Source organism: Cupriavidus sp. 01L415, from assembly GCF_056400065.1.
Genome location: NZ_JBFTSP010000014.1, coordinates 39,126 through 63,122, shown reverse-complemented (window position 1 = coordinate 63,122; position 23,997 = coordinate 39,126). Strand labels below are relative to the sequence as shown.

19 protein-coding genes and 5 pseudogenes are annotated in these 23,997 nt (G+C 61.6%); 7 read left to right on the top strand and 17 right to left on the bottom strand.

The window, feature by feature from the left end; genetic code table 11:
- Positions 1–33 precede the first annotated feature (33 nt).
- The 3 genes from AC1DOX_RS19710 to AC1DOX_RS19700 form a co-directional block, all read right to left on the bottom strand.
- Positions 34–414 (bottom strand): flagellar protein FlaG, encoded by a 381-nt coding sequence (locus AC1DOX_RS19710; RefSeq protein ID WP_441622073.1) that lies wholly within the window; start codon positions 412–414, stop codon positions 34–36.
- 126 nt (positions 415–540) lie between these two features.
- Positions 541–1,731, bottom strand: coding sequence for a FliC/FljB family flagellin (locus AC1DOX_RS19705; RefSeq protein ID WP_441622071.1), 1,191 nt, complete (start codon positions 1,729–1,731; stop codon positions 541–543).
- A gap of 216 nt (positions 1,732–1,947) precedes the next feature.
- Positions 1,948–2,268: an RNA chaperone Hfq gene (locus tag AC1DOX_RS19700; protein ID WP_441622069.1), complete on the bottom strand. Its 321-nt coding sequence runs from the start codon at positions 2,266–2,268 to the stop codon at positions 1,948–1,950.
- Positions 2,269–3,175: 907 nt separating this feature from the next.
- Here AC1DOX_RS19700 and AC1DOX_RS19695 point away from each other — a divergent pair.
- Positions 3,176–5,182 carry a methyl-accepting chemotaxis protein gene (locus AC1DOX_RS19695; RefSeq protein WP_477101547.1) on the top strand — a complete coding sequence of 669 codons (2,007 nt, stop codon included), beginning with the start codon at positions 3,176–3,178 and terminating at the stop codon, positions 5,180–5,182.
- Positions 5,183–5,476: 294 nt separating this feature from the next.
- Positions 5,477–7,075, top strand: coding sequence for an MDR family MFS transporter (locus AC1DOX_RS19690; RefSeq protein WP_441622703.1), 1,599 nt, complete (start codon positions 5,477–5,479; stop codon positions 7,073–7,075).
- Between the two features lie 46 nt (positions 7,076–7,121).
- On the opposite strand, the gene AC1DOX_RS19685 is transcribed toward AC1DOX_RS19690, so the two are convergent.
- From AC1DOX_RS19685 to AC1DOX_RS19670, 4 genes are all read right to left on the bottom strand, one after another.
- Entirely contained in the window at positions 7,122–8,042 is a 921-nt protein-coding gene (locus AC1DOX_RS19685; protein WP_441622701.1) for an oxygenase MpaB family protein, read from the bottom strand.
- 69 nt (positions 8,043–8,111) lie between these two features.
- The gene (locus AC1DOX_RS19680; RefSeq protein WP_441622699.1) at positions 8,112–9,149 is read right to left on the bottom strand and encodes a cytochrome d ubiquinol oxidase subunit II; all 1,038 of its coding nucleotides are present in this window, start codon (positions 9,147–9,149) and stop codon (positions 8,112–8,114) included.
- Entirely contained in the window at positions 9,146–10,555 is a 1,410-nt protein-coding gene (locus tag AC1DOX_RS19675) for a cytochrome ubiquinol oxidase subunit I (RefSeq protein WP_441622697.1), read from the bottom strand. The genes AC1DOX_RS19680 and AC1DOX_RS19675 overlap by 4 nt, the downstream gene beginning before the upstream one ends.
- A 3-nt stretch (positions 10,556–10,558) precedes the next feature.
- Complete coding sequence (locus tag AC1DOX_RS19670; protein WP_441622695.1) at positions 10,559–11,200, bottom strand: GbsR/MarR family transcriptional regulator; 642 nt, start codon at positions 11,198–11,200, stop codon at positions 10,559–10,561.
- A gap of 173 nt (positions 11,201–11,373) precedes the next feature.
- Between AC1DOX_RS19670 and AC1DOX_RS19665 the strand changes: the two are divergent.
- Positions 11,374–11,629 (top strand): annotated as a pseudogene (locus tag AC1DOX_RS19665) (phospholipase D-like domain-containing protein); the annotation flags it as partial.
- Here AC1DOX_RS19665 and AC1DOX_RS19660 read toward each other — a convergent pair.
- Positions 11,617–11,811 (bottom strand): annotated as a pseudogene (locus AC1DOX_RS19660) (phospholipase D-like domain-containing protein); the annotation flags it as partial. The pseudogenes AC1DOX_RS19665 and AC1DOX_RS19660 overlap by 13 nt on opposite strands.
- A gap of 230 nt (positions 11,812–12,041) precedes the next feature.
- Here AC1DOX_RS19660 and AC1DOX_RS19655 point away from each other — a divergent pair.
- The gene (locus tag AC1DOX_RS19655) at positions 12,042–12,590 is read left to right on the top strand and encodes a DUF1003 domain-containing protein (RefSeq protein ID WP_441622693.1); all 549 of its coding nucleotides are present in this window, start codon (positions 12,042–12,044) and stop codon (positions 12,588–12,590) included.
- Between the two features lie 969 nt (positions 12,591–13,559).
- Here AC1DOX_RS19655 and AC1DOX_RS19650 read toward each other — a convergent pair.
- Positions 13,560–14,126, bottom strand: coding sequence for a Na+/H+ antiporter NhaA (locus tag AC1DOX_RS19650; protein ID WP_441622691.1), 567 nt, complete (start codon positions 14,124–14,126; stop codon positions 13,560–13,562).
- 1,600 nt (positions 14,127–15,726) lie between these two features.
- Here AC1DOX_RS19650 and AC1DOX_RS19645 point away from each other — a divergent pair.
- The gene (locus AC1DOX_RS19645; RefSeq protein WP_441622689.1) at positions 15,727–17,703 is read left to right on the top strand and encodes an AI-2E family transporter; all 1,977 of its coding nucleotides are present in this window, start codon (positions 15,727–15,729) and stop codon (positions 17,701–17,703) included.
- A gap of 225 nt (positions 17,704–17,928) precedes the next feature.
- Here AC1DOX_RS19645 and AC1DOX_RS19640 read toward each other — a convergent pair.
- From AC1DOX_RS19640 to AC1DOX_RS19630, 3 genes and pseudogenes are all read right to left on the bottom strand, one after another.
- Positions 17,929–18,208 (bottom strand): annotated as a pseudogene (locus tag AC1DOX_RS19640) (hypothetical protein); the annotation flags it as partial.
- Between the two features lie 8 nt (positions 18,209–18,216).
- Positions 18,217–19,977, bottom strand: coding sequence for an ABC transporter ATP-binding protein/permease (locus AC1DOX_RS19635; protein WP_441622687.1), 1,761 nt, complete (start codon positions 19,975–19,977; stop codon positions 18,217–18,219).
- Positions 19,978–20,491: 514 nt separating this feature from the next.
- Complete coding sequence (locus AC1DOX_RS19630) at positions 20,492–20,968, bottom strand: DUF1345 domain-containing protein (RefSeq protein WP_441622685.1); 477 nt, start codon at positions 20,966–20,968, stop codon at positions 20,492–20,494.
- Between the two features lie 591 nt (positions 20,969–21,559).
- Here AC1DOX_RS19630 and AC1DOX_RS19625 point away from each other — a divergent pair.
- A pseudogene (locus AC1DOX_RS19625) lies at positions 21,560–21,828 on the top strand (transposase domain-containing protein); the annotation flags it as partial.
- Between the two features lie 95 nt (positions 21,829–21,923).
- Positions 21,924–22,140: pseudogene (locus AC1DOX_RS19620) on the top strand (DUF1345 domain-containing protein); the annotation flags it as partial.
- A 65-nt stretch (positions 22,141–22,205) separates the two neighbouring features.
- Here AC1DOX_RS19620 and AC1DOX_RS19615 read toward each other — a convergent pair.
- The 5 genes from AC1DOX_RS19615 to AC1DOX_RS19595 all read right to left on the bottom strand — a co-directional run bounded on the left by AC1DOX_RS19615 (position 22,206) and on the right by AC1DOX_RS19595 (position 23,903).
- Positions 22,206–22,730: a hypothetical protein gene (locus AC1DOX_RS19615; protein ID WP_441622683.1), complete on the bottom strand. Its 525-nt coding sequence runs from the start codon at positions 22,728–22,730 to the stop codon at positions 22,206–22,208.
- Positions 22,731–22,788: 58 nt separating this feature from the next.
- Positions 22,789–22,935 (bottom strand): DUF3096 domain-containing protein, encoded by a 147-nt coding sequence (locus AC1DOX_RS19610; protein ID WP_078196252.1) that lies wholly within the window; start codon positions 22,933–22,935, stop codon positions 22,789–22,791.
- 44 nt (positions 22,936–22,979) lie between these two features.
- Entirely contained in the window at positions 22,980–23,195 is a 216-nt protein-coding gene (locus AC1DOX_RS19605; RefSeq protein WP_441622681.1) for a glycine zipper 2TM domain-containing protein, read from the bottom strand.
- 152 nt (positions 23,196–23,347) lie between these two features.
- On the bottom strand, positions 23,348–23,599 hold the full coding sequence (locus AC1DOX_RS19600; RefSeq protein WP_441622679.1) for a hypothetical protein: 252 nt from the start codon (positions 23,597–23,599) through the stop codon (positions 23,348–23,350).
- A gap of 127 nt (positions 23,600–23,726) precedes the next feature.
- On the bottom strand, positions 23,727–23,903 hold the full coding sequence (locus tag AC1DOX_RS19595) for a CsbD family protein (RefSeq protein ID WP_441622677.1): 177 nt from the start codon (positions 23,901–23,903) through the stop codon (positions 23,727–23,729).
- Between the last annotated feature and the right edge of the window lie 94 nt (positions 23,904–23,997).

Genomic DNA, 23,997 nt, shown 5'->3' with positions numbered 1-23,997 from the left:
GTACCTTGTGTCTTCTTCAACGGGAGGCCGCGCTCAAACGGCGTGGCTGATGAACAAGCCTTGCAGCTTGTCGATCGCTTGGGCAAAGCGCATCACTTCCGCGCTCGGCATCTGGCGGATCAGTTCGCCGGTTTCCTTGTCGATCACCTTGGTGATGACGCGGTGGGTGTTTTCGTCGATTTCGAAGCGCAGCCCGATGGACGTGGTCTTGAGCACGTCGACCAGTTCCTGGACTGCTGCCGCCGTCCTGGCCGGAGAGTCATCGGGCGCGGAGCGGCCATCGGTGTCCGTGGCGGCCTGCGCCGGACGAACGGGCTCAACCGTGGCGGCCGGCGCGGCGGGTGCCGGGGCGGCGGTCACGGAATCGGCGGAGCTGCGGGCCGCCGGAAAGGAAACGAGGGTAGGGGATGCCATGGTCTGCTCCGTCCGGTAAGGCTGTGATTCTTGTCCGGTTGAAACGCTTTGCAGGCAGTGGTCTGCCTGCAAAACATTCCGGCAAAAAAGCCGGGCCTTGCGGCCCGGCCTTTTGCAGCGCGGTGATTAACGCAGCAGCGACAGCACGCCTTGCGTGGTCTGGTTCGCTTGCGACAGCACCGAGGTACCAGCTTGTTGCAGGATCTGCGCGCGGGTCATGTTCGACACTTCCGTTGCGTAGTCAGCGTCTTCGATGCGCGAACGCGAAGCCGACAGGTTGTTCACCGTCGTGCTCAGGTTGTTGATCGTCGACTCGAACCGGTTCTGCACAGCACCCAGCGACGAGCGCAGGTTGTCAACCGAAGCCAGTGCCGCATCCATCGTCTTCAGCGGGTTGGCGGTAGCCGTGTTCTGGAAGTCGGAAGCGGTCAGCGAAGCGTTGGCCAGTGCGAACGTTGCGGAAGCACCCGAGGTACCAGCGTTGGCCGTATCCACGGCGATGTAGAGCGTCGTGCTGGCGCCGGCGGCCGGAGCGGCAAAGCCCTTCGACTTCAGCGTTGCGACGTCGGCTGCAGACATCGTGCTGGTTTGCACTTCAACGAACCACTTGCCGTTGCTGTCGGCAACAACGTTGGTACCGTTGGTAACCGTTGCCGTGGCCAGGCCCAGTGCGCGTTGCAGGTCGGCGGTGGTCACTGCGTTCGAAGACGCGTTGGTGATGGTCGAACCCGTGCCGAAAGCAGCTTGTGCAGCAGCGGCGTTAACCGTTGCGGCGCCAGCTTGCGGGCCTGCCACGCTGAAGCCAGCAACACCCAGGGTGCTCGAGGTGATTTCCTTCAGGCCGATCGTGATGGTTTGGCTGTCGTTGGCGCCAACCTGGATCGACATGTTCTGGTCCTTGGCCAGAACCTTCACGCCGTTGAACTGGGTCTGGGCCGACACGCGGTCGATTTCAGCCAGGCGTTGCTTGATTTCGTCCTGGATCGACTTCAGGTCCGACGACGAGTTCGTGCCGTTGGCGGCTTGCACCGACAGTTCACGGACACGTTGCAGGTTGTTGTTGACTTCGGTCAGCGCGCCTTCAGTCGTCTGCGAGATCGAGATACCGTCGTTGGCGTTACGGGAAGCTTGCGACAGGCCACGGATGTTGGCGGTGAAGCGGTTGGCGATGGCCTGGCCGGCTGCATCGTCCTTTGCGCTGTTGATACGCAGGCCCGACGACAGACGCTGGATCGCGGTGTTCAGCGACGATTGCGACGTGTTCAGGTTGCTCTGCGTTTGCAGAGACAGAATGTTGGTATTGATGACTTGCGCCATGGTACGACTCCTATTTGCAATGTTGTAGGCATTCCGGCGGGTGCCGTAACGTTGGCTGCCTGCTTTGCAGGGCGTAGAGTGCCTCCGTTGCAAGGGTTATCGACAGGGCGGTAGGAGACTTTAGAGTGATCTTTGCTAGAGTTTCGAGGGGTGCGGCATCGTCCCCCGAGCGGTTGCGGCAGGCAGCCGGTTGCCTGGCGGCCATGCCGTGGCGGGTCAGCGGCGCTTGCGGGTGCGCGGTATATATAGACGCACGAAATCCGGTGACGCTTCCGCTTCCAGCAAGGTTGCGGCGGCTTCCGGCGCGTGCGCGGGCGTGACCACCGTGATGGCGCGCTTGTAAACCAGTGTGGGGGTGGGGTCCTCGGCATCCCTGCCAAGCAGGAGCATGTAATTGTCCGAGGCGACGACGATCCCGGTCAGCCGCGTGCCATTCGACAGGTGGACGATGACCGAATTGCGACTGGCGTTGTGGGCCGCGAATTGCAGATGCTGCAGTTTTCGGCTGGGTCTGGGGGCCTTGATTTCCTGCTTCACAACTTCTCCGGAAGAGCCCGCAAGGGTTCTGGCGGCTGACAACGGTCCGATGACCAGGCGCACAGATCGGCGTCGCACTAAAAGTGACGTACAACGCGGCCTGATCTTGGCGAGACATGAAACATTCGCTCTCGGAACCGGCGCAGAGGCTGGCCGTCTTGACTGCCGCGGACAGGTATCCCGGGAAATGGGATGGCGCTGCCCCGTTGGCGATCTCGCGCGGCGCTGCCAGGAGAGAAGGGGAATACTTCAGGCGGAAGAGTAACAAAGTTTTACAAGCGTTGACGAAGCCATGGCTTGTCCGGGCGTAGAGGATTTGCTCTATTTAATTTGTTGCTTACTGCAAAGTGATTGATGTAGCGCTTGGTCGCGAATGCCCATGAAGACGGGCGCCCGAATCACCACAAGCCGCGCCAGCTAAAGGTTTGCGGGAAGCGGTCGTTATTTGCCGACAAGGCTAAAAGTGATTTCAACCATCATTTTTAGCATTCGTGTGCTGTATCGTTTACACCCGCTATGAGGGCATTCCCTGATAGAAGCGCGATTTACACCTCATGTAAGCGGGTTTATATTCGGTGTTCGGACCGGCCACAACCGGTCTTTTTCAAAGCAGTCCTGAAAGCCTACGAGCACCCCGCGCGTGGGCTTCTTTTTTTTGAGCCCGCGTCATTTCGGTTGCGGTTTGTCACCGCAGAGGCCGTTACCGGCACAACCGGAGCGCACGGGGCAGATTAAAAGCCATCCGTTACTCCAGCAATTCGCCGAACTGCCGGCACTTTTCCCCTCAATTCGTTTTCCGCCTAAAGAAGCGTCTCCATCACGCCGATAGGGGGCCGTGCGACGCCCGGACCCGGGTGATGCCGCCGGCGCTTTACGAATGACATAGAACGAGGGAAGGTGCGCAGTGATGGGCTTGCGAAACATGAGTATCGGGACGCGATTGTCCCTGGCATTTTGCCTGGTGGTCTTCCTGCTGGCGGCCGTTGCGGCCGTGGGTGTGTCAGCGTTGCGGGGCATGAACGACGCCATGCATCAGGCCGTGGAGCAGCGGCTGCTGCGCGTTATCGATCTCAACCGCGCCAAGGAACGCGTGCTGACGATCGGCGTCATGGTGCGTGACGCCGCGCTGACCGAAGATCCGGCGCTTGCCGCGCAGAACGCGGAAAATATCGTCAAGATCCGCGAGGAGGTCAGCGGCATCCTCGATCAGCTCGCCAAGATCATCCAGGCATCGGGCAGGCCGGAGTTGAAGACGATGTTCGACCAGCTCACGCAAGCGCGCGGCGCGTACAACGGCCAGCTCGACCTGGTTCTCCAGCAACTGCGCAACGGGGAGTTCGATGGCGCCCGCGCCGGCCTGGTCGTGACCCTGCCTGCCGCGCAGGCCGCGTACTTCGACAAGCTCGACGAGACCGCCCAGTCCGGCCGCAACCTGGCAGTGGCCGCCGTGCAGGAAGCCTCCGAGCAATACGTCTTCACCCGCAATCTGCTGATCGGCCTGTCGGTGCTGGCCGCGTTCATCGCCGCCGTGCTGGGCATCGGCATGACCCGTTCCGTGACGCGCCCGGCCACCCAGGCGCTGGATGCCGCCGAGGCGCTGGCACAGGGCCATCTGGCCCACGCCATCCGCGTGCGCAGCCAGGACGAGATGGGCCGCGTGCTGGGCGCGCTGGAACGTGCCTTTGGCCAGCTCGGCACGCTGGTGCGCGGCATCCAGCAGGCGGCGGGTTCGATCGACACGGCCGCGCGCGAGATTGCCAGCGGCAATTCGGACCTGTCGCAGCGCACGGAAGAGCAGGCCGCTTCGCTGGAACAGACGGCGGCCTCGATGGAGCAGCTGACGTCCACGGTGCGCCAGAACGCCGAGAACGCGCGTCAGGCCAACCAACTGGCTGCCAACGCGTCGGACGTGGCGACTGAGGGCGGCCGCGTGGTGCGCAGCGTCGTGGAAACGATGGACGGCATCTCGAATTCGTCCGCTCGCGTGGCCGAAATCATCGGCGTCATCGAAGGCATCGCCTTCCAGACCAATATCCTGGCCCTGAATGCCGCCGTCGAAGCGGCGCGCGCGGGTGAGCAGGGCCGCGGTTTCAGCGTGGTGGCCGCGGAAGTGCGCAGCCTGGCACAGCGTTCGTCGTCAGCGGCCAAGGAAATCGGCGATCTGATCAACGGATCGGTGCGGCAGGTGAAGGACGGCGCGAAGCAGGTGGAAGTGGCGGGCAAGACGATGGACGACATCGTCAGCGCGGTGCGCCGCGTGACGGACATCATGGGCGAGATCACTGCCGCCAGCGAAGAGCAATCGGCCGGCATCGAGCAGGTCAGCCTGGCGATCACGCAGATGGAAGGCGTGACGCAGCAGAACGCGGCGCTGGTGGAAGAGGCCAGCGCGGCGGCGGAAAGCCTGTTGCAGCAGGCGGGGGGGCTGGTGGCGGAAGTCGCCCAATTCGACCTGGGCGACAGTCGCCCGGCGCAGACGGCCGTGGTATCGGCCATGGTATCGGCCCGCCCGGCCCGCCCGGCCCGCCCGGTGGCATCGATCCCGGCATCGCCGCCGGTCCGGCGGATCGCGGGCCCCGCGGCGACTGCTGCGGCAGCGGCGACCGTGGCGCCGACGCGCGTACGCGCGATCTCTCGCGCCGTGACCCCGTCCGCGCCGGCACTGCCGGCAGCGGCGCCGGCGCCACGCACCGCGCGTGCGCCAGCCGTGCCGGCCGCCGTGCGTCCGCCGGTGGAGCGCAAGACGCAGCCGACCACGGTGTTGTCGTCGCGCCAGCCGGCCGCGCCCGCCAAGCCCCGTCCACCTGTGACGCGCCAGCGCAAGGAGCCCGTGCTGGCCACGCCAGCGCGCCGCCGTCCGGCCGCCGCGCCGTCGCCGGCCCTTGCCGATGGTGGCGATTGGGAAACCTTCTGATCTTCTGATCGCCCGGAACGGCATCGCGCGGCAGGGCCATACGGCCCGGCGCCGCAATGACGATGGCATGGCAGGCGGCCCGGCGGCTGGACAGCCGCCGTGGAGAGTCGCGCATCCATTACAAGTCGGGGGAGCGTGGGCCCGCTGAAAGACCGAGCAGCGCGAGCGGTGCTCGCCTACAATATCGGCTCTCCTTGACCACAAGAGCAGACAAGGCCCGCCGGGCACCGATGTGTCCCCTGCGGCGCGTCGATTCCGGCCCGCATCGCCGCCGTCTGCCACGCAGGCCCTCTCATGTCCGCCCTCCAAGCGTCCGCCGTCGAGTCCACACCCCAGCCTCACCCCACGCCTGCTTCGCCATCCGCCGATCGCAAATCCGATGGATCGCCGCCCGATGTGCCGGTCATGCAGGTCATCTTCGGCCTGATGCTGGCCATCCTGCTCGGGGCGCTGGAGCAGTCGATCGTCGCCGTGGTGCTGCCGGACATCGCATTGCAGCTCAATGGCTTCGAGGACATGGCGTGGGTGATCTCCGCCTATCTGGTGGCGTCCACGGTGGTCACGCCGATCTACGGCAAGCTTTCCGACGTGCTCGGGCGCAGATCCGTGCTGACGTTCGCCATCGTGCTGTTTCTGCTGGCGTCCGTTGCTTGCGCGCTGGCGACCACGATGCCGATGCTGATCCTCGCGCGCATCCTGCAGGGGCTGGGTGGTGGCGGGCTGATCTCGGTCTCGCAGGCGACCATCGCCGACGTGGTGCCGCTGCGTGAACGGGGCCGCTACCAGGGCTACGTGAGCGGGGTGTGGGCCGTGGCCAGCATGGCTGGCCCGGTGATCGGCGGCTATCTGGCGCACTTCCTGTCGTGGCGCTGGATTTTCTGGATCAACATTCCGCTCGCACTGATTGCGCTGGCGGTCGTGCGCCGTGCGCTGCGGCACCTGCCGGTGGGTGGCCGCAAGCATCGGATCGACTATCTGGGGGCGCTGCTGTTCGGCGGCGGCCTGTCTGGCGTGCTCGTGTTCCTGACCCGGCTGGGGCAGGGGCATTCGCCGCTGGAGCCGCAGACCATCGGCCTTCTGATAGCGGGCCTGGCGGGGCTGGCCCTGTTCATCTGGCAGGAGCGCCGCGCGACGGATCCGGTGATCCCGCTGGCGATGCTCGGCGTGCCGACGGTCGCCATCTGCTGCGTGACGCTGTTCCTGTGCTTCTTCCAGCTGATCGCGATGTCGGTGCTGCTGCCGCTGCGCTTTCAGGTGGTGGGCGGCGCCCATGCCGATACGGCGGCGCTGCGGCTGGTGCCACTGACGCTGGCGATTCCCTTCGGCGCCTATATCTCCGGGCGGTTGATGTCATGGAGCGGCCGCTACAAGCCGATGCAGTTGACCGGATCGATCGTCGCGCCGCTCGCGATCGTGGCGCTGGCGTTTGTGCCGCCGCATGCGGTGATTCCGGCGGCGCTGGTGATGATCATGCTGGGGCTGTCGATCGGCCTGCAACTGCCCAGCGGGCTGGTGGCAACGCAGAACGCCGTGCCCCATCAGCAGGTGGGCATTGCCACGGCGCTGACCGCGTTCTCGCGCCTGTTGGGCGGGGCGGTCGGCGTGGCCGTGCTGACGACGGTGTTGATCGCGCTGCTGCGCCACAGTGGCGTGGCGGTGACCGGGGTGCAAGGCGGCGAGGACGTGCTGATGAGCATGTTCCGTCGCGCCATCGGCGCGGGCGACCAGGGCGACGCGATGGCGGTACGCATGGCCGCCGAGCATGCGTTCCGGATCCTGTTCCTGATGAGCGCGGGGGTGTCGGCGATCGCGCCGTTCCTGGTGATGCGGCTCAAGGAGAAAACGCTGCGCGGCAGCCCGGCACCCGCTGCAGCTGCAACAGCTGCGGAGTAACTTCGTCGCGCAATCGTCTGGGAAGCAGTCGGCCGTCTGCCGACGCTCAGGCGGTGCAGGCCACGCGCCGCCGGGCGCGTGCCGCCAGGCCGGGGCCCAGCGCCCAGCGCAAGGTCGGCGCCAGCGCGCGCATGCCGGCAACCGACAACGATCGCCGTACTGACGGGCGATGCAAGCCAAGGGCCTGTTGTGCCCACGCCGGCAGCAGTGCCACGCCGGCATCGGCCATCGTGCGGACCGCGGGAACCAGCAGCGGATTGGCTACCGGCATCATCATCACCAGCCGCACCACTTCACGTGTGCGATCGCTGTTCACCAGGTGGGGCCGTTGCGCTTCCAGGTAGGCGTGAATCGCCGCGCGCGAGCGTGGCACGTCCGGTGCGCCCAGCAGCGCCGCCACCGTGGCTTCCTCCTCGAAATACCGGTCTTGATCCGCCGCCGACAGCGGTCCCACATAGCGCAGGTAGCCGGCCAGGAAACTCGATACCTCGGCCACGTGCACCCAGGTCAGCAGCGCGGGATCGTCGGCCGTATAGGGCTGGCCATCCGGCGCCGTGCCCTTGACGCCGGCGTGGATGCGGCGCACGCGTTCAATCAGCCGCATGGCATCGGCGTGGCTGCCGTAGGTGGTGCCGGCGACGAATTGCGCGGTGCGGCCCAGCCGGCCCTGCATGTCCGTGCGGAACGAGGAGTGGTCCCACACCCCGGCTAGCGCCAGCGGATGGAGTGCCTGCAGGAGCAGCGCGCTGACGCCGCCGGCCAGCATGGCGGGGAAATCCGCGTGCACGCGCCAGCAGACCGCGTCGGGGCCAAACAGCCCAGGGTCGCCGGGCGGGTTGTCGTAGTCGAGCGTGAGTCCTGAATTGCTGCGCGTCAGCGCGCGTACCTGCGCGCCGGCCCGGTTGCGCAGGCGCTTGAGCAGCGGGCCGGTGGCAGGGTCTGTGGGGCTGGGTGATCCTGGTGCCATGAGCGCTTGGGCGCCGTCAGGGCGCCGGAGATCGCGGGGTGTGGGTGAATCGGAGTGAAGCGGGGTGGATCAGTAGTAATGCAGGTCCGTGGCCTTGCCCCAGAATACACGGTACGCGTAGACCGTGTAGCCGAGGATCGTCGGCAGTACGATCGCCGCGCCGACCAGGATCGCCATCAGCGATTCCGGCGCGCTGGCCGCCTGCCAGATGTCGATCTGGTCGACCACCAGGTACGGAAACAGGCTGTACGCCAGTCCATTGAACGCCATCAGGAAGATCACCGCCGTGCCGACGAACGGCACCCAGCACCAGCGGTCATTGCCGCGTGCGTGCAGGTCGCGCATCCTGCGCAGCACCCGCTCGATCACCACGAATAGGCCCATCGTGATCAGCGGGATCGGCGCCAGCAGGATGATGTTGGGCAGCGCGAACCATTTTTCGAAGATGCGCGCGCTGACCAGCGGCGTGACGATCGAGATGGCCGCCACGCCCAGCGCCGTCAGCCATAGGCTGCGCCGCGCCCAGTAGATCGCGCGCAGTTGCAGGGTGCCCGTGGTCTTCATGATCAGCCAGCTGGCGCCCAGCAGGCAGTAGCCGGCCACCAGGCACAGGCCGACCGCCACCGCGAACAGCAGGTTGGGCAGGTCATAGCGGAAGCCGGTGATATAGAGACCCAGCATCAGGCCCTGGGAGAAGCTGGCCAGCAGCGATCCCGCATAGAACGCGAAGTTCCACCACGGCTTGTGCGGGTCCCGGGCCTTGACGCGGAAGTCAAACGCCACGCCGCGGATGATCAGCCCGGCCAGCATCAGTGCCACGGGCAGGTACAGGTGCGTCAGGATCACGCCGTGCGCCAGCGGGAAGGCCGTCAGCAGCAGCCCCACGCCGAGTACGAGCCACGTTTCGTTGGCGTCCCAGAACGGGCCGATGGACGCGATCATGGTGTCCTTGTCGGCATCGTCGGCGCGGCGCAGCAGTACGCCCACACCCAGGTCGTAGCCGTCCAGGATCACGTAGATCAGCATCGACAGCCCCATCAGGGCCAGGAAGACCAGCGGCATCCAGCCGGCCGGCTGGGAGAGGTCGGGAATCGTGGTCGGGTTCATTGCGCGCTCCGGGTGTGGCCGGCGATGACGGGTTGCGGGGTTTCGATCCCGCGCTCGTCGTCCTGTGGGTGGACCGGATGGTGGTCCGGTCCGCTGTCGGCAGTGCCAGCCTTGCGGGCCAGGTGGTAGACCACGGAGATATAGGCGGCGATCAGCACGGCGTAGAGCGTCAGGTACATGGCCAGCGTGCTGCCGATCATCATGGCGGGCACCTTGGACGCCGCCTGCGCGGTCGTCAGCACACCATAGACCAGGTAGGGCTGGCGACCGATCTCGGTCACGTACCAGCCTGCCACCAGCGCGATCCAGCCGGAGAACGTCATCGCCACCAGCACACGGGCCATCCACGGCGCGGGCGCCCCGCGCGTGCGGAACTGCCATGCGGCCAGCCAGGAGACCACCAGCATCAGCAGACCCACGCCCACCATGATGCGGAAGGCGAAGAACAGCGGGGCCACGGGGGGATGGCGATCGCCAAAGGCGTCGATGCCCTGGATCTCGCCGTCGACGTCATGGGCCAGGTAGAGCGATGCCAGCTTCGGGATGGCGATCTCGTAGTCATTGGTCCGCGTGGTGGCATTGGGCAGGCCGAACAGCACGGCCGGCGCGCCCTTCGTGGTCGTCCAGATGCCTTCCATCGCGGCGATCTTGGCGGGCTGATGATGCAGCGTGTTCAGGCCGTGCAGGTCACCGGCGACGATCTGCAGCGGAATCAGCATCGCCGCCAGCACCACGCCAGTGCGCATCGACTGGATGACCTCGCGGGCGCGATCGCCCCGCAGCCAGCGGTAGGCCGAGATGCCGGCCAGCAGGAAGGCCACCGTCAGGCCGGATGCCAGCAGCATGTGGGTGAAGCGATAGGGGAAGGAGGGGTTGAAGACGACTTCGATCCAGCTGGTGACATGCGCGCGGCCATCGATCATCTGGAACCCGGCGGGGGTTTGCATCCACGAGTTCAGCGCCAGGATCCAGAACGCCGACAGCGTGGTGCCGCCCGCCACCAGCAGCGTGGCGATGGTGTGCGTGCGGTTGCTGACGCGGCGCATGCCGAACAGCATGATGCCGAGGAAAGTGGCTTCCAGGAAGAACGCCGTCAGCACCTCATAGGCCAGCAGCGGACCCGCGATATTGCCGACGGTTTCCATGTAGCCGGGCCAGTTAGTGCCGAACTGGAAGCTCATGGTGATGCCGCTGACCACGCCCAGTGCAAAGGTCAGCGCGAAGATCTTGACCCAGAAGCGGTAGGCGGCCATCCAGCTCTCGTCGCCGGTCTTGCCGTAGCGCAGCTTGAAGAACAGCAGAACCCAGGTGAGGGCAATGCTGATGGTCGGAAACAGAATATGGAACGTGATGTTGGCGGCAAACTGGATGCGCGCCAGCACCACGGGGTCGAGACTGGCAAACACGGATCACTCCTTGCGGGGGCGGGCGGTTTTGGCGGGGGTCTTGGTAGTGGGTTTGGCGGCGGGTTTGGTGGCATTGGCGCCGGCCTTCTCGCCGCCCATGCCGATGGCGCTTGCCAGACGGTCCTTCACATCCAGCAGCTTGGTGACGCGCGACCCCAGTCGCATGAGCTTTTCCAGCGTGGCGACGTCGAGCTTCTGCATGTCGCCGAACCACGTGGTGACCAGCAGGATCAGGCCGTACATCTCCTTCATGCGTGCCTGCGCGTGGCGGTCCTCGGCGGACGATGGCGCCTCCAGCTGGACTTCGCGCAACATCGACAAGGTGGGGTCGATCTCGCGCCTGCGCCGTTCCTCGGCCAGGGTCCGAAAGATCGCCCAGACGTCATCGGGGGCGGAGAAATACTCGCGGCGGTCCCCGGGCTGGTGAGACAGCTTCACCAGGTTCCAGGATTCGAGTTCCTTGAGGCCGATGCTGACATTCGAGCGCGAAAAGCCGAGAGATTCGGCGATTTCGTCGGCATTGAGCGGGCGGGAGGCGGTGAAGAGCAGGGCGTAGATCTGCCCCACCGTCCGGTTGATACCCCAGCGGCTGCCCATCTCACCGAAATGGAGCACAAACCGCTGAACCAGGGGTGATAGCTGCATGCTTGTCTGTTTCGAATTTTCAGAAAGTTATGAAAGTTTAATACGGATCAATGCGGTTTGCTTGAGTTTTTGCGGTGCGTCAAAGTGGTGAGGGCGGTGCTTGAGGGAAAGGCGCGCAACGATGTCGCGACCTTCTAGCGACCGTCGTTCCACAACTCAGCAACACAGAGACGGAGGTCGTACGCATCATCGGCAGTTCGCCGGATGAGCCCTACAGCCTCATCTACGCGACACTGCTCTCGGCGATCGGCAGCGCGGTAACCAGCGTATATTTGACCAACGCATTTTCGTCCCCGACCCGCAGTTGCTAGCCGCACTCAAGGATGCCGCATCTCGTGGTGTTGATGTCAAACTCATCCTCCCGAGCAAGACCGATTCGTGGTTCTTCGCCGGACGCTCCTTTTACGACGAACCACCTCGAACATGGCTTGCATCTGTGCGCCGAACTCCTGTCCCAGGACGACGGCGTTGACCTCGTCGTTGTGCAAGAAGCTGCGCCAGTCGAGGTTGCCCGAACCAATGGTGGACCAAACACCGTCAATAACCGCTATCTTCGAATGCAGCAGCACGTCACGCCGCTCGTAGAGCTTTACGCCGGAGCGCAATCTCGCCGCATCCAATCCCATCACGCTTGAACAATGGAACGACCGTTCGAACGGTGTGCGTATGAAGGAGATGACCGCGCGCGTGTGGGCTTACTGGTTGTAGATTCCTGAATGCCTGCGGTGAGGAATCGTCTGACGATAGGCTTCCGTTATTCATTGCGGTGAATCTCCGCCGGTATGGTGCCGCAGACGTCGTTTCGGGCCGGTCTTGAACGATTACTGACATTGGGGAATGTATGAAAACAGAGAACTCCGGCTCCCATGCCGCTCCGGTCGAAGTTCCGAACGTTGATCACTTTCGCTTCCACCGGCCTCACGAACATCTTGCCACGGCGTTTGGCAACGACCGGTTCGCGCTGAAGGCCGAAGCCTTCGCGCGTTTTTTTGGGACGCCCGTTTTTTTAGGGGCACAAACGGTAATCGTCGCCATCTGGATTGGGGTGAACGCCGTCGGCTTCACCAAGTTCGACGTTTACCCATTCATTCTGCTTAATCTCGCATTCAGTCTCCAAGCAGCCTATGCCGCGCCGCTCATTTTGCTTGCTCAGACGCGACAGGCAGCGCGAGACAACGCACATGCCAAGGCTGACGCGCGACACAGGGAGGCCCTTGCTGTCGCTAACGAGCAGCGGCAGGCAATTGCCGCGCAAAGCGCTGCACAACTGCTGGAGTTGCTGCAGCGGAATACTGAACTAACAGAACTTACCCAAAAATTAGCTGAGCGTGTCGAAACGCTAACTGTCGAGTTGCACGAGAAGCTCTTGCAAAAAGACTCGAAACGATAACCCGGCTCCCTGCCCACTAAGATCGAGGTGGATGTTTGTGTTGGTGAGGTATCCCGTAGAAGGCCGGCTACGCGATTGCATTGACACATGATTTTTCTCGTATGCTGTCCCGCGCACCAACAGCGCCCAGGCAATGCGAACCATTTTGTTGACCAAGGCCATGGCGACGACGTTGGCCGGCTGTCTCTGGCACCGGCGGTCACACCAGATCCGCTTTTCCTTCGATCTGAATAGCACCGAGCGCGCTCCGTGAATCAACAATGTGCATACTCTGATCCCGTCTCCGGCAGCGGATTTCCAGTATCAGGAATCAGGTGTGGCGCCGCACAGGGTGCGTCCCCGATTCCGCTGATCTGGCCGGGATTGGCATCCGAATGACCACAATGTCCGGCATCGTACCGATTGTCCGGCCAATACATGTCGCTTTATACGGCAGGTCATGGCGCATAGCGCGGATCCCTTCGCATCGGGTCGGCAGATTCCGGTCCCCTTGACGAGATGTCAGCGTTGGCCTGGTCAACTCACGGAGTCGGGAAGGAGAGCTTCCATGTTGGGAACGAATAGCGGCACTTACGTTGTCATTGCTTCCTTGCATAGCTCCTCCCCCGCTGGTCGGCCGGGCAACCGCCCTCACGTGGCGGGCTTATCGCCAGCCTGCATATCGCTCTTGCAACACTTGCCGTGGTGATTTCACTGTTTGCCGCATGCGGCGGGGATGGAGGCGGCTCGAGTAACGGCAGTGGCGGCGTGGCCACCCCGGCGGGCGGTCGCGATGCAGCCTGATATGTCCGGGCCGTGGCCAAGCGTCTCAACGAACGTCCGCGCAAGACGCCTAGATTTCGATACACCGGCTGAGCGATTTCATCGATCTGTTGCGTCGACCAGTTGAATCCACACTTGGAAGTCGCCGTTGAATTTGCGCCAGCCGCAACTGGCCGGAGAGGGTTTCGAATTTCAGCCAATCGGCCCTTATTGCTCCAATGATTGAAGCTCGGTTCGGTCGTTGCGGGCTTCCTTGGAGACAAATTCCGACTGACGATGCTCGGCTGATCTCCGGTCAGTGAACCGGCTGCCTACCGCTTCGATCGGCACGTTGGCATGCTCGTTAACACTGTGACTTGGCTGCCGAGCCGCTGCCATACGAACCCCAACTCGAGCCCTATTTCGCTTGCGCCGATCACGATGAGCCACTTCGAATCCGTCCCACCAGAAAGCAGTGCCGCGTGTGCGGACCGTGGCCGGCGATCCAACCGGGGGGCTCTTTACGGCACCTAAGAAAAACAGCGTCATCAAACCGTCGTTGATCCAGTGCTGTAACGAGCGCGAGAATTCGATATTCCCCAACGATAAACCGACTCGTATCTCCCAGAGCGCAAAGTACTGAGAGGACCAGGCCGAATTCGCCAACGACAATGCAACCACCACGCAAAGTAACAGGATGGCGCCAGCCATCGCCTCAATTCGGACGAAGCGCAGAAACGGCCCGGTGAACTGATCCGCTAGTTCCCTTGGCAAATGTGCGAGGTCTTCTTTCATATTGGCAGGGCCTGCTGCGCGATGGCGCGGAAAGAGCGTTGATCGCATCATACGGCGACGAGAAGGATCAGCTGCTTTCTGGCGATGGTACTCCGCAGGCCCCTGCGCGAATTTTGCAGCATGCGGCCGAGCTATTCGCGCATCAATGCGATTTGGGCATAACGTACATTCTCACGGTCAAAACGACTCTTCGAGAGCGACGACTTTGGTTGAGCGCTAGAGGGCATGACAGGGAAGGCCACATGCGCGCCGGCGATCTCTCAGAGCAGAACAAGAAAGAAATCCTCGACCGAGTTGGACGAGGGCAGAGGTCGCGCCGGACATACGGGCGCGTTACTCGGCGATGCTATGGTCTCCGGACGTTCTCGTCATATGCATCCCGCTGCCGAGGCTCATCAAGCTATCGTCGTCAACGAACGGAGACGTTACAAGAGGTCTAAGACCGATATCCCTGCCCGTGGAAGCACACGTAGAGCAAGGCGGAATGAAGTTCCTGCGGGTAGGTGATCGGAGGCGGGGCCATTCGCCTTTGGGCAGTCCGTATCCAGTAAGCAGCGACTGGGTGGACCCGGTTCGCGACGGCTCAGAGTGACGTCAGCTTCTCGTGTGCCTTTGCGGCCCACCCAACTCGCTCGGCACGTGACGTGGGTATGGTAAGTATTGCAATAGCTCACAGCAATACGGAGACCCTCATGGGACAGCAAATGCCGAATTTACAGCGGTAGTTGACACATAGCGCAACCGCCGACTTCTAATGTCACTACCAGTGGCACAACAGTTTCGGTGTCGATAATCCTCGGAGATTTATACAAACTCTAGAAATTCCTATCTCAGACCCAAGTATCCAAGCACGAACAAGACAATGACCACAAGTCCAACAAGCCAGATGATGTTATTCATGATGCGCTCCTAAAATTCCTCACCAACATGAACTGCATTGCAACAACTCAGGCGTGACATCTAGAGATGTCCGCGAGGACATGCCTGCGAGGTTTGCCATTTCGTGCAGGTGTGGTGCCACCTTCTCACACACGACATGGAAACGTCTGTACGGTAGCGGGCAACACCACATAACGCTGCAAGCCTCGCGCGCAACCTAGCAGCCCTCGATTTCTTGATACATCCAGGATTCCTGGCGCCCCTGTAGACTGTCCGTTGGTGACCGTCCAATCACGAGCTGCCCTCTCCGTCTGCCGCCCGTCGTTGACGGCGACGACTGCGATTGCCCGGGAGAGCTTGGAAACTTGACCGCAGAACACGTAGCGTGGGACTCCAGTGCTCTCGCGATCACAGAATGGACGACCTCCTCCCCGAAAAAATGATGTGCGCATTTGGCGATATATGTCGAGCAATTGCCACGGATACCCCGAGCGCTGCCCTGGCGCTATTTCGCAGTTCGACTGCACAGTTCGCGTCTCCGTACGCTGTCGCACGACCCCTGCTCAGACATTGCCGTACCCTCAATGAAATGGGGCAACCCTGAGACGCTTGGCGCCAAGCGGATGATTCGACCTGATTGCGACGGGATCGGCTGTTGCGATCCCTTCCGATGCCGCGGGTTGATTCTCATCGAGAAGGCGAACACTGCGGACCTTTGATCATGCCTGAGTCGGTCGACCCGCGCCCCGCGAGGCAGGTGGCGCACCTGAAGCCTTCCGAGTCCGTCAGCCTCCACGGCCTGGTCAGCCTCGCCATCGGCGTGACCGTCGTCGCCGGACTCTATGTTGGCCGAGATGTGTTGATCCCGATCACGCTCGCGATTTTTCTCAGCGTCCTAGTAGCGCCAATGGTCAGTTTCCTTTGTCGTATCAAGCTCGGCCGGATCGTATCGGTTCTAGTCTCCGTGACAATTTCAATTTCGATGATGGTCTTGTTGGGGGGCGTGATCGCCGCACAGATTACGGATCTCGCAATTGGCATGCCTCGCTATCAGGCCACCATCGAAGAAAAGATCAATATCGCGCATCGACTGACAATTGGAAAGCTCAGCAGTATGGCCGGGACCGCTGGAAAGTCGTTTCGACGGGCAACCGTTGATTTGCCGCAAGCGGCTCGGCCCCTGTCCGCCTCGCCGCCGGCTCAGCCACCCGCGGCACTTCCGGTCGAAGTCATCGAGCCGGCTCCGACGGCCTTTCATCTGGCGCGGCAAATACTCTCGCCCGTCGTTAGGCCGATTGAGACCACCTTCATTGTATTCATCGTCACCATCTTCATCCTGCTACAGCGTGATGACCTTAGGGATCGGGCTATTCGGCTATTCGGGTCGGCCGATTTGCACCGGACCACCACCGCGATGGATGACGCCGCGCGGCGCCTCAGCCGGTATTTCCTTTCGCAATTCGCTGTCAATGCCGGCGTCGGCGTTGTAATCGGAACCGGGCTCTTCTTGATTGGCATACCAAGCCCGGTGCTGTGGGGCATCCTCGCCGCGTTGTTGCGCCTGGTACCCTACGTGGGAATCTGGATCGTCGCTATTCTGGCTTCCGCACTCGCCGCAGCAGTCAGTCCTGAATGGTCGATGGCGATCTGGTCATTGGCGCTTTTCGTGATCGTCGAGCTGCTGGCCGGTCAGGTCATCGAGCCGATGCTATATGGCCATAGCACGGGTATTTCGCCATTTTCCGTTGTTGTTGCCGCGATCTTTTGGAGCTGGATATGGGGCCCGGTCGGGCTTATCCTGTCCACCCCGCTGACGCTTTGCCTGGTAGTCCTCGGCCGGCATTTCGGGAGACTCGAAATGCTGGACGTGCTGCTCGGTGACCAGCCGACGCTCACGCCAGTTGAGAATTTTTACCAGCGAGCGCTGGCCGGCGATCCGGATGAAACACTCGAGCAAGCCGAAATTCTGCTGCGAGACCGGTCACTCTCCTCGTATTACGACGAGGTCGCCATCAAGGGATTGCAGCTTGCGGCCAGCGATATGTTGCGCGGCGTTGTAACGGCCGCACAACTGGCGCGAATAGAAACTACGGTAACCGATCTCGTCGATGGTCTGGACAGCTTTGCCGACATCGAACCAAATCCAGCCGGAATTAACGGCCAAACGGCCGCCTTAGCACCGTACATCGCCGAACAGGATTCGCACCAACCAGGTCCCGCCATCCTCTCGCCGAGTATCAAAACCGCGCCGGCAAGAAGCGCCGAAGGCCAGGTCCTTTGCATAGCCGGACGGGGCCCCCTCGACGAATTGGCGTCGACCATTGTCGCGCAACTCCTCGGAAAGCATGATCTTGATTGCCGGGTTGTCCCTCATGACGCGGCCTCGCGCGCCAGCATGCAAGGTCTGGACGTCATCGTGCCGGCGATTGTGTGTGTTTTCTATTTGAACATTGAAGGCATCCCGTCCCACTTGCGCTACCTTGTCCGGCGCGTGCAGCGGCGTTTCCCGGATGCGTCGATCGTCGTCGGCCTCTGGCCAAGAGGTGATACTGACCAGTGGAGCGAGGCGCTCCAGAGCGCAATCGGCGCCAATCAATATGTCACTTCGGTTCGGAGTATGGTTGACGCATGTCTGGCCGAGACCAGAGCCGACCGTGCGATCGATCCTAAGCTACGTCCCGGCGAGGTGGGAACGTAAACCTATTTGCCAAGGCAAGGGAAGAATCACACAGAATCAGTTCAATCTAGACGCGCTGCGGTATGCTCCTCTCCCGGCAATATCTGCCCACTCTTCATTCGTCGCAACTAGGCCTGGATGATCATCCAGGCGCTGCTGGCAATGTCGATGTTTCTGGTGGTGGTGATCGCGGCGTTTGCGCGAGGCGACCGTCTTTTCTGCTCGGTCAACCGCACGGTAATGTTAGATCCAATTGTCAGGGACCTTCACATACGCCCTCGTCGACACGCTATGAACAAACAGCGGAGCGCGCGAACCGATTCCAGCGCTTGACGAATTCCGGCGCGCAGCGGTTGAGGCAGCGTGTGGTCGCCGTGTGCGCAAGCGACAGACCTCGCTCGGCCATCATGTCAACGAGGTCTCGAGGGCTGAGCTTGTAACGCAGGTACCAGCGCACACACCTCACGGTGATTTCTCGTCTGCTGATGGCGACAGCGCCTTTCGGCGCGAATCCACAGTTTTCCAGGCGAGGATCTACCAACCAAAGCGGTAGTCTCTGGTCGGATGCAGTTGCCATCTCCCGTCCCCGGGCAGCTCCAGAACCTGGTGGTGATATTTAAGGAGTGTGGGTCGATGGCTAACGCTGACAAGCGTCGTCGGCATGCCGGCCAATCGCAAATATAGATCTTCCTCGTTGCCAATATCCAGGGCGCTGGTAGCCTCGTCCAGCATCGCATATCGCGGCTTTGCGAGCAGTACACGCCCAATCGTGAGGCGCTGTTGCTCTCCAATGGACAACACTTTGCCCCAATCCAGCTCCGCGTCCAGCCCGCCAAATCTGCCAACAATATCCGGCAGATTGACCATCTCCAACAGCAGCAAGAGTTCCTCGTCGGATACTTCCCTGTCATTGTTATTCGGATATAGCAGCTGGTTGCGCAGGCTGCCGACCACCATGTAAGGGTGTTGCGGCAAAAACAACATTTCGTCCGGCTTGGGCCGCATGATGCATCCCGTGCCGCAGTTCCACAAGCCCGCGATTGCGCGCATCAGAGAACTCTTCCCACCTCCGCTGGCACCGACAATTAGCAGCCCCTCTCCCGGGTTAATCGACACAGTTAGGTCTTTGACCAGCGTCCTCTCCTGATTCGGCGTCTGCAACGTGACATGTGCTAGCGCCAGGCGGGCGTCCTGCATGGCTTTGATCGTGCCCCCCGCATTCGGGGAGGCTGCCGCCTTCCTGGTCAGAGAGATGGAGAATGTGTCCAGCCGATCGAGCCCCGCCACAAATCGGCTCAGATTTTCAAAGTTGTCAACGATCACGGCCAATGCGCTCAGTATGGCCGCAAACGCGCCGGCAGCCTGGATGGCGCGACCGACTTCGAGCTCGCCTGAAAGAACGCGCGCAGCGACAATGGCGCTGGGCAGCATGATGGTCAGGAAGCCATATCCATATTGAAACAAATTCAGATTCAGCTGCCAGTTGATGAGTTTGTTGAAATTGCGGAAGGCCTGTTCAAAACGTCCCCTCACATGAAAAGACTCCTGAGCTTCGCCACCATAGAACGCAATGGACTCAGCGTTCTCACGAACCCGGATCAGGCTGAATCGAAAATCCGCCTCCCGCTTTAACTGATAAAAATTCAGGCCGATCAGGACTCTCCCGAAGAAATATATCGATATCGAGGTGCCAGCGACGGCGTAGAGAACAAGAAAGAAGACAAGCGACCTGGAGATCGTCCACAGGACGTTGCTGAACGCTATGAGTTGCAGCAGCGCACCAATACTAACCGACAGAAAATATAGAGACTGCTGCGTAAATGTATTGATGTCCTCCGTCATTCGCTGGTCCGGATTGTCTATCGCGGCATCTGAATTGAGTTTGTAAAAAATTCTATCCTTGAAATAGCCGTCCAGATAGTGATTGGTCAACCAGCGCCGCCAGCGAATTCCGAGTTTATTTCTAATATAATAGTAAAATGCATATATCGGTACCGCCACGATCAGAATGTAGATGCATTTTACGATGGAGGCCCAGAAGCGATCAGTATCCTTGGCCGCCAATGCTGAGGTAAATTCTCCGGATTGCTCGTTAAACAGTACATTTGTTTCGGTTTGCCCCAACAGCAGCAGTATCAACAAAACAAGCAAGCCAATTGCCGTCCATTTATCCCGGGAGAACCAGTAAGGTCTCGCAATGGCCCAGAACCGAGTCCACAGGTGCCGATTGGAAGCGCCAATGCTGTTCTCCGACACCGGACTGCCGTGCGGCGTCGGATCATGAGCGACGCTCATGTCACATCTCCTAAAACAGAACGGATTACATACTCGTCACGTTGATCCAATCGCTGGCGCCACCGCAGGACGGCGGGATCACTATTGAAATATAGGTCAATCATCTGTGAGAAGGGGGAGCATGGTAATGAGGTGCGCTGAGCTTGTGGCCGGATCTGGTCGTGTTGAATCAATGTAACGGACTGTGCGCTGGACGGCGCCCGGCTCAAGTGTGAACGCAGACTCGACGCACAGAAAATCGGCGCGTCATTCTCGTCGGCGAGCCCGAAATTTTCCTTGCGAATTGAGATGACCGGTTTATTCGCGCAGCTGGACACTTCAATGTGTCCAGCGTCTCTGCAATATGAAGGGGTTTTTATTATTCCGGGGCTGCCGGGTATCGCACCGACCTCATTGATGTGAAGTTATCGCAATTTTCGCGAGGGTGTTTTGCGAAGCTTGACCCAGCGGCGTGCATTTGCCGCCTTGGCACTTTCGACAACGAAAACGTAATTTATGAAATTCTTTCTGCCATTTACTCCGCCGATCTGCTCCGTGCGCATCGCCCCCCCTGCGCCGAGCTGTAGAAGAGCCGCGCATAGTGCAGCGCGAACATGCTCGGAATCAAAAACCAGGCGCCGAACAGCGTCGCCGCGGTGAAGACAAGATGCGCCAGCCCCGCGCCGACCTCCAGGTCCTTCACCGTCGCCAATTCGAGCACGATGGCGGCAATGCTGGCGATTGCGGCGATGCAAACGACCAGCAGGAACGTAGTGGCCGTCTCGTCCTCGCGAATGGCGATCTCCCTGACCATGTCTTGTGGTGCCCTGGCCATCAGCCACCAGACCAGCGCGAGATACGACCAAATGGCGATGTCCCAGCCGAGGATGACGCGCACCAAGGGGCGCAGCGACACCGGCGCCAAGAACGCGGCAATGACGCCGATCACTAGCGCGATGGCGGCGCGCGGCCGGTATCGAATGAGCTTCGGGACTGGAAGGACGGGCGTCATAGGCATCAGATCGTGGATGGAATGGCCGCTCGCGCAGGACGCCCGGCCTGCCTTCGGCGCGCGTTCCGACGTTCCTTTTCCACAGCGGTTCGCCGCCCTCCCCCGGCCACGCACAGCCGGCGCTCGGGGTGGCCGTGTTCAGCCGTTTGAATCAGGGCTAACGATGCGTTAAAGCGGCTATGCAGGGAGGCCCTATACCAGCGTAGCGCTTTCCAGTCGCCCGCTCAAGCGAGGTGCCTCTACCGGTCTCGACCAGCATGATGCTGACACGGGAAGAACATGCCTCGCGAAGCGAGCGCGAGGGATACCTGGCGCTCGCCCCCGCTTGAGCAGGCGGAATTCTCGCCGCTCATCGTGGCATCTCTCAGTCGTGGTAACAATTCCCACATTCGCGCCCTGATTGAGGCGGCCGGCAAGGCGTGGGCCTGAGACGAACGTCGTTAGCCCTCCTGCAACGCAGTGATCCAGTTGCGTCAGTCGTCGCCTTCAACCTGGCACAGTATTCGATGTGCCAAACGCAAGCGAGGGGGGTCAATCATCGCATTGCGGTGCCTGAACGCATACCTGATGCGCTGTTCACCAGGTGGCGGCCTGCGAACAGATCTCTCCGGGCTACCCGACGACATCGCCGCGCTGAAGGCGATGGCACTCGCGCGCGACAGCGCATTGCGAGGGAAAAGACACGACGTCGTTGCCTGCATCAGCATGTGGCGATGCTGCGCGAGCAGCTTAGCGGCTGCACCATTGAGATCGAGCGTCTGAAGCTGCTGATCGCCAAACTCAAGCGGCTGCAGTATGGCCGTAGGTCTGAGAATCTCGATCGTCAGATTGAGCAGTTGGAGTTCAAGCTCGAGGAATTGCCCGAGCACCTCAAGTGACCGAAGCCACCCCAACCGCCAAGCTCGACGGGTCAATTCGATGATGCACGCTAGCCTGGGGGAGTACCGATGACCCGGCACTTGGCTTTCCCGATAGCGCGCTCGAGCCGAATTACTGGGACTTCCTGCATTTTCTCGTTCACGATCGCGTTGACCTCGCAAACGTCGGACGTGGCGATAAGATCGCGGTCCATCCGCAAAGCGGTACTCGCTCAATCCGTGCTCTCGTTCTTCTTCAATATCGCAGTGCTGGGGCTATGTGTGAACGTCGCGGCGGGTCTGATCAATCTCTGAATTCGGAGATCTTACTTTCACTAGGCCTTTCATTCCCGCCGGCACGGCCTAGTGCCAGGGAACGGTCATGCTCGCGTCCAGCGCAGATGAGGCAGGAAGTCCCCGTGCTCGTCAATGCCGACTCCGCCCAGCTCGTATAGCAGCGTCTTGACTGTTTCCTTCTCGGAGGATTTGCAACCGACGATCATGATGATCTCACCCTGCGACAAGAGCGCAGCCTGACGAGCCAGCCGCGGTCGCGGCAGCGTGGCGCCGATCAAAGCGCCCAGGAGCCAGCCACAGATACCGAAGGTCACAAAGCCGAGGCCATAGGTGGCGAGGCCACTCAGGGCGCCGGAATGATCGCCGTAGTATCCCGCCAGCCCAAGGCCAAGCATCGCAAAGATGCTATAGCCCGCGATAGAGGCTTCGTGCCGGAACGTGGTGTGGGTGCTGTCGGCTGCCGGCAAGCCCTCAACCGGCCGCAGGCCTCCACCCAGGAACCAGGGGCCGGTCACACGGGCCGGCCCGCGCACGAGGGGAAGCAGCTTTGCCCAACCGTTGCGGGCGGAAGTGGCATCCTTGAAGCGAAGACAGAGCAGAGCACGCATGATGGTATCTCGAGTAAGTCCGGCTGGAATCCGGCAGGAAGCAGGATCCCATGTCCTCTCAGCGCAGATGTCCGCCAAACAATCCGAGCAGGCCGATGACAATGAGATAAATGGCGACGATATAGTTGAGCAGCCGTGGAATCACAAGAATCAGGATTCCGGCTATCAGCGAAATAAGCGGGCCGGCGCTGGTGATGAAGTTCACGATGGCTCCATGGGATTGGCGCGCTGGACATCGCGCTGCTGCCGCTACTTGCCGACCTGATTGCCGATGACGCCGCCGACGGCGGCTCCGCCGACAGTCCCCAAGGCGCTGCCGCCAGTCAGCACTGCACCCGCGACGCCGCCGATGCCCGCCCCCGCTATGGTATCGGTGTCTCGCCGACTCATGCCGCTACAGGAGACGATGCCAAGCGCGGCGATCAGGATTGCCGTCCGTTTGAGGAATGTTTGTGTGCATTTCATTTCCTGCTACCTCCTGCGGCCGCGCAGGGAGCCGGGTATGAATGTTCTAAGTACCCGGCTGCAAAGGCCTGGTCGCCTGCCTGTGCCATGACAATATTCTCCCCATGAGTCGCAGGAAGTCGGTCCGCTGCCGTACGCGGGCGCAGGGTAACTCAGCCGAACACGCACGATCTGAGGTCGTCCTCGAAGTCGACGGTCCATTGGGCAGTCTGGCTTCCGTCGTACTGGCGGACTTCTCTTCCGAAGCGTACCGAGATGCTGCGCCCGCGTGCCGGCACAACGCCTGCAGCGTCTTCAACCGCAGTCACGGTAAATCCGTCGGGGGCGACCCCGTTGCGCAGACAGGTCTCGCGGAAGGCTTCCTGCGCCAGGGGCGGGAACTGATTCAGCATGGTGTCGAGCATAGGTGTCTCCTGGCGCCGGCGTTAAACGGGGAAGAGCGGGAACGGGACAAGGCGGCCAGCCGACTAGTCGCCTTTGTCATCCCGCCGTCCGTGCGCTGGCTCGGGTGCTTGTCCTCTCTGTATTGCTTTAATCCGTCTTCTTGATATCCGCCTTGACGTCGCCATACGCTGCCTGCGTCTTGCCGGTATCCTTCTGCAGGGTCCCCGCAGCTTGCGTTTGCTTGTTTCCGGTCATCTTGCCGAAGGTTTCCTTGACTTTCCCGGCGGCCTCCGTGACACGGCCCTTCACTTGGTCCTTGTTCATGATGTACCTCTTCATTGGTGTTGCGAGCCGGATGCTGAGGCGATCCGGCCGCGGGATGACAGGTGGCAACCGCGTTGTCACCGAGCGCTTGGCT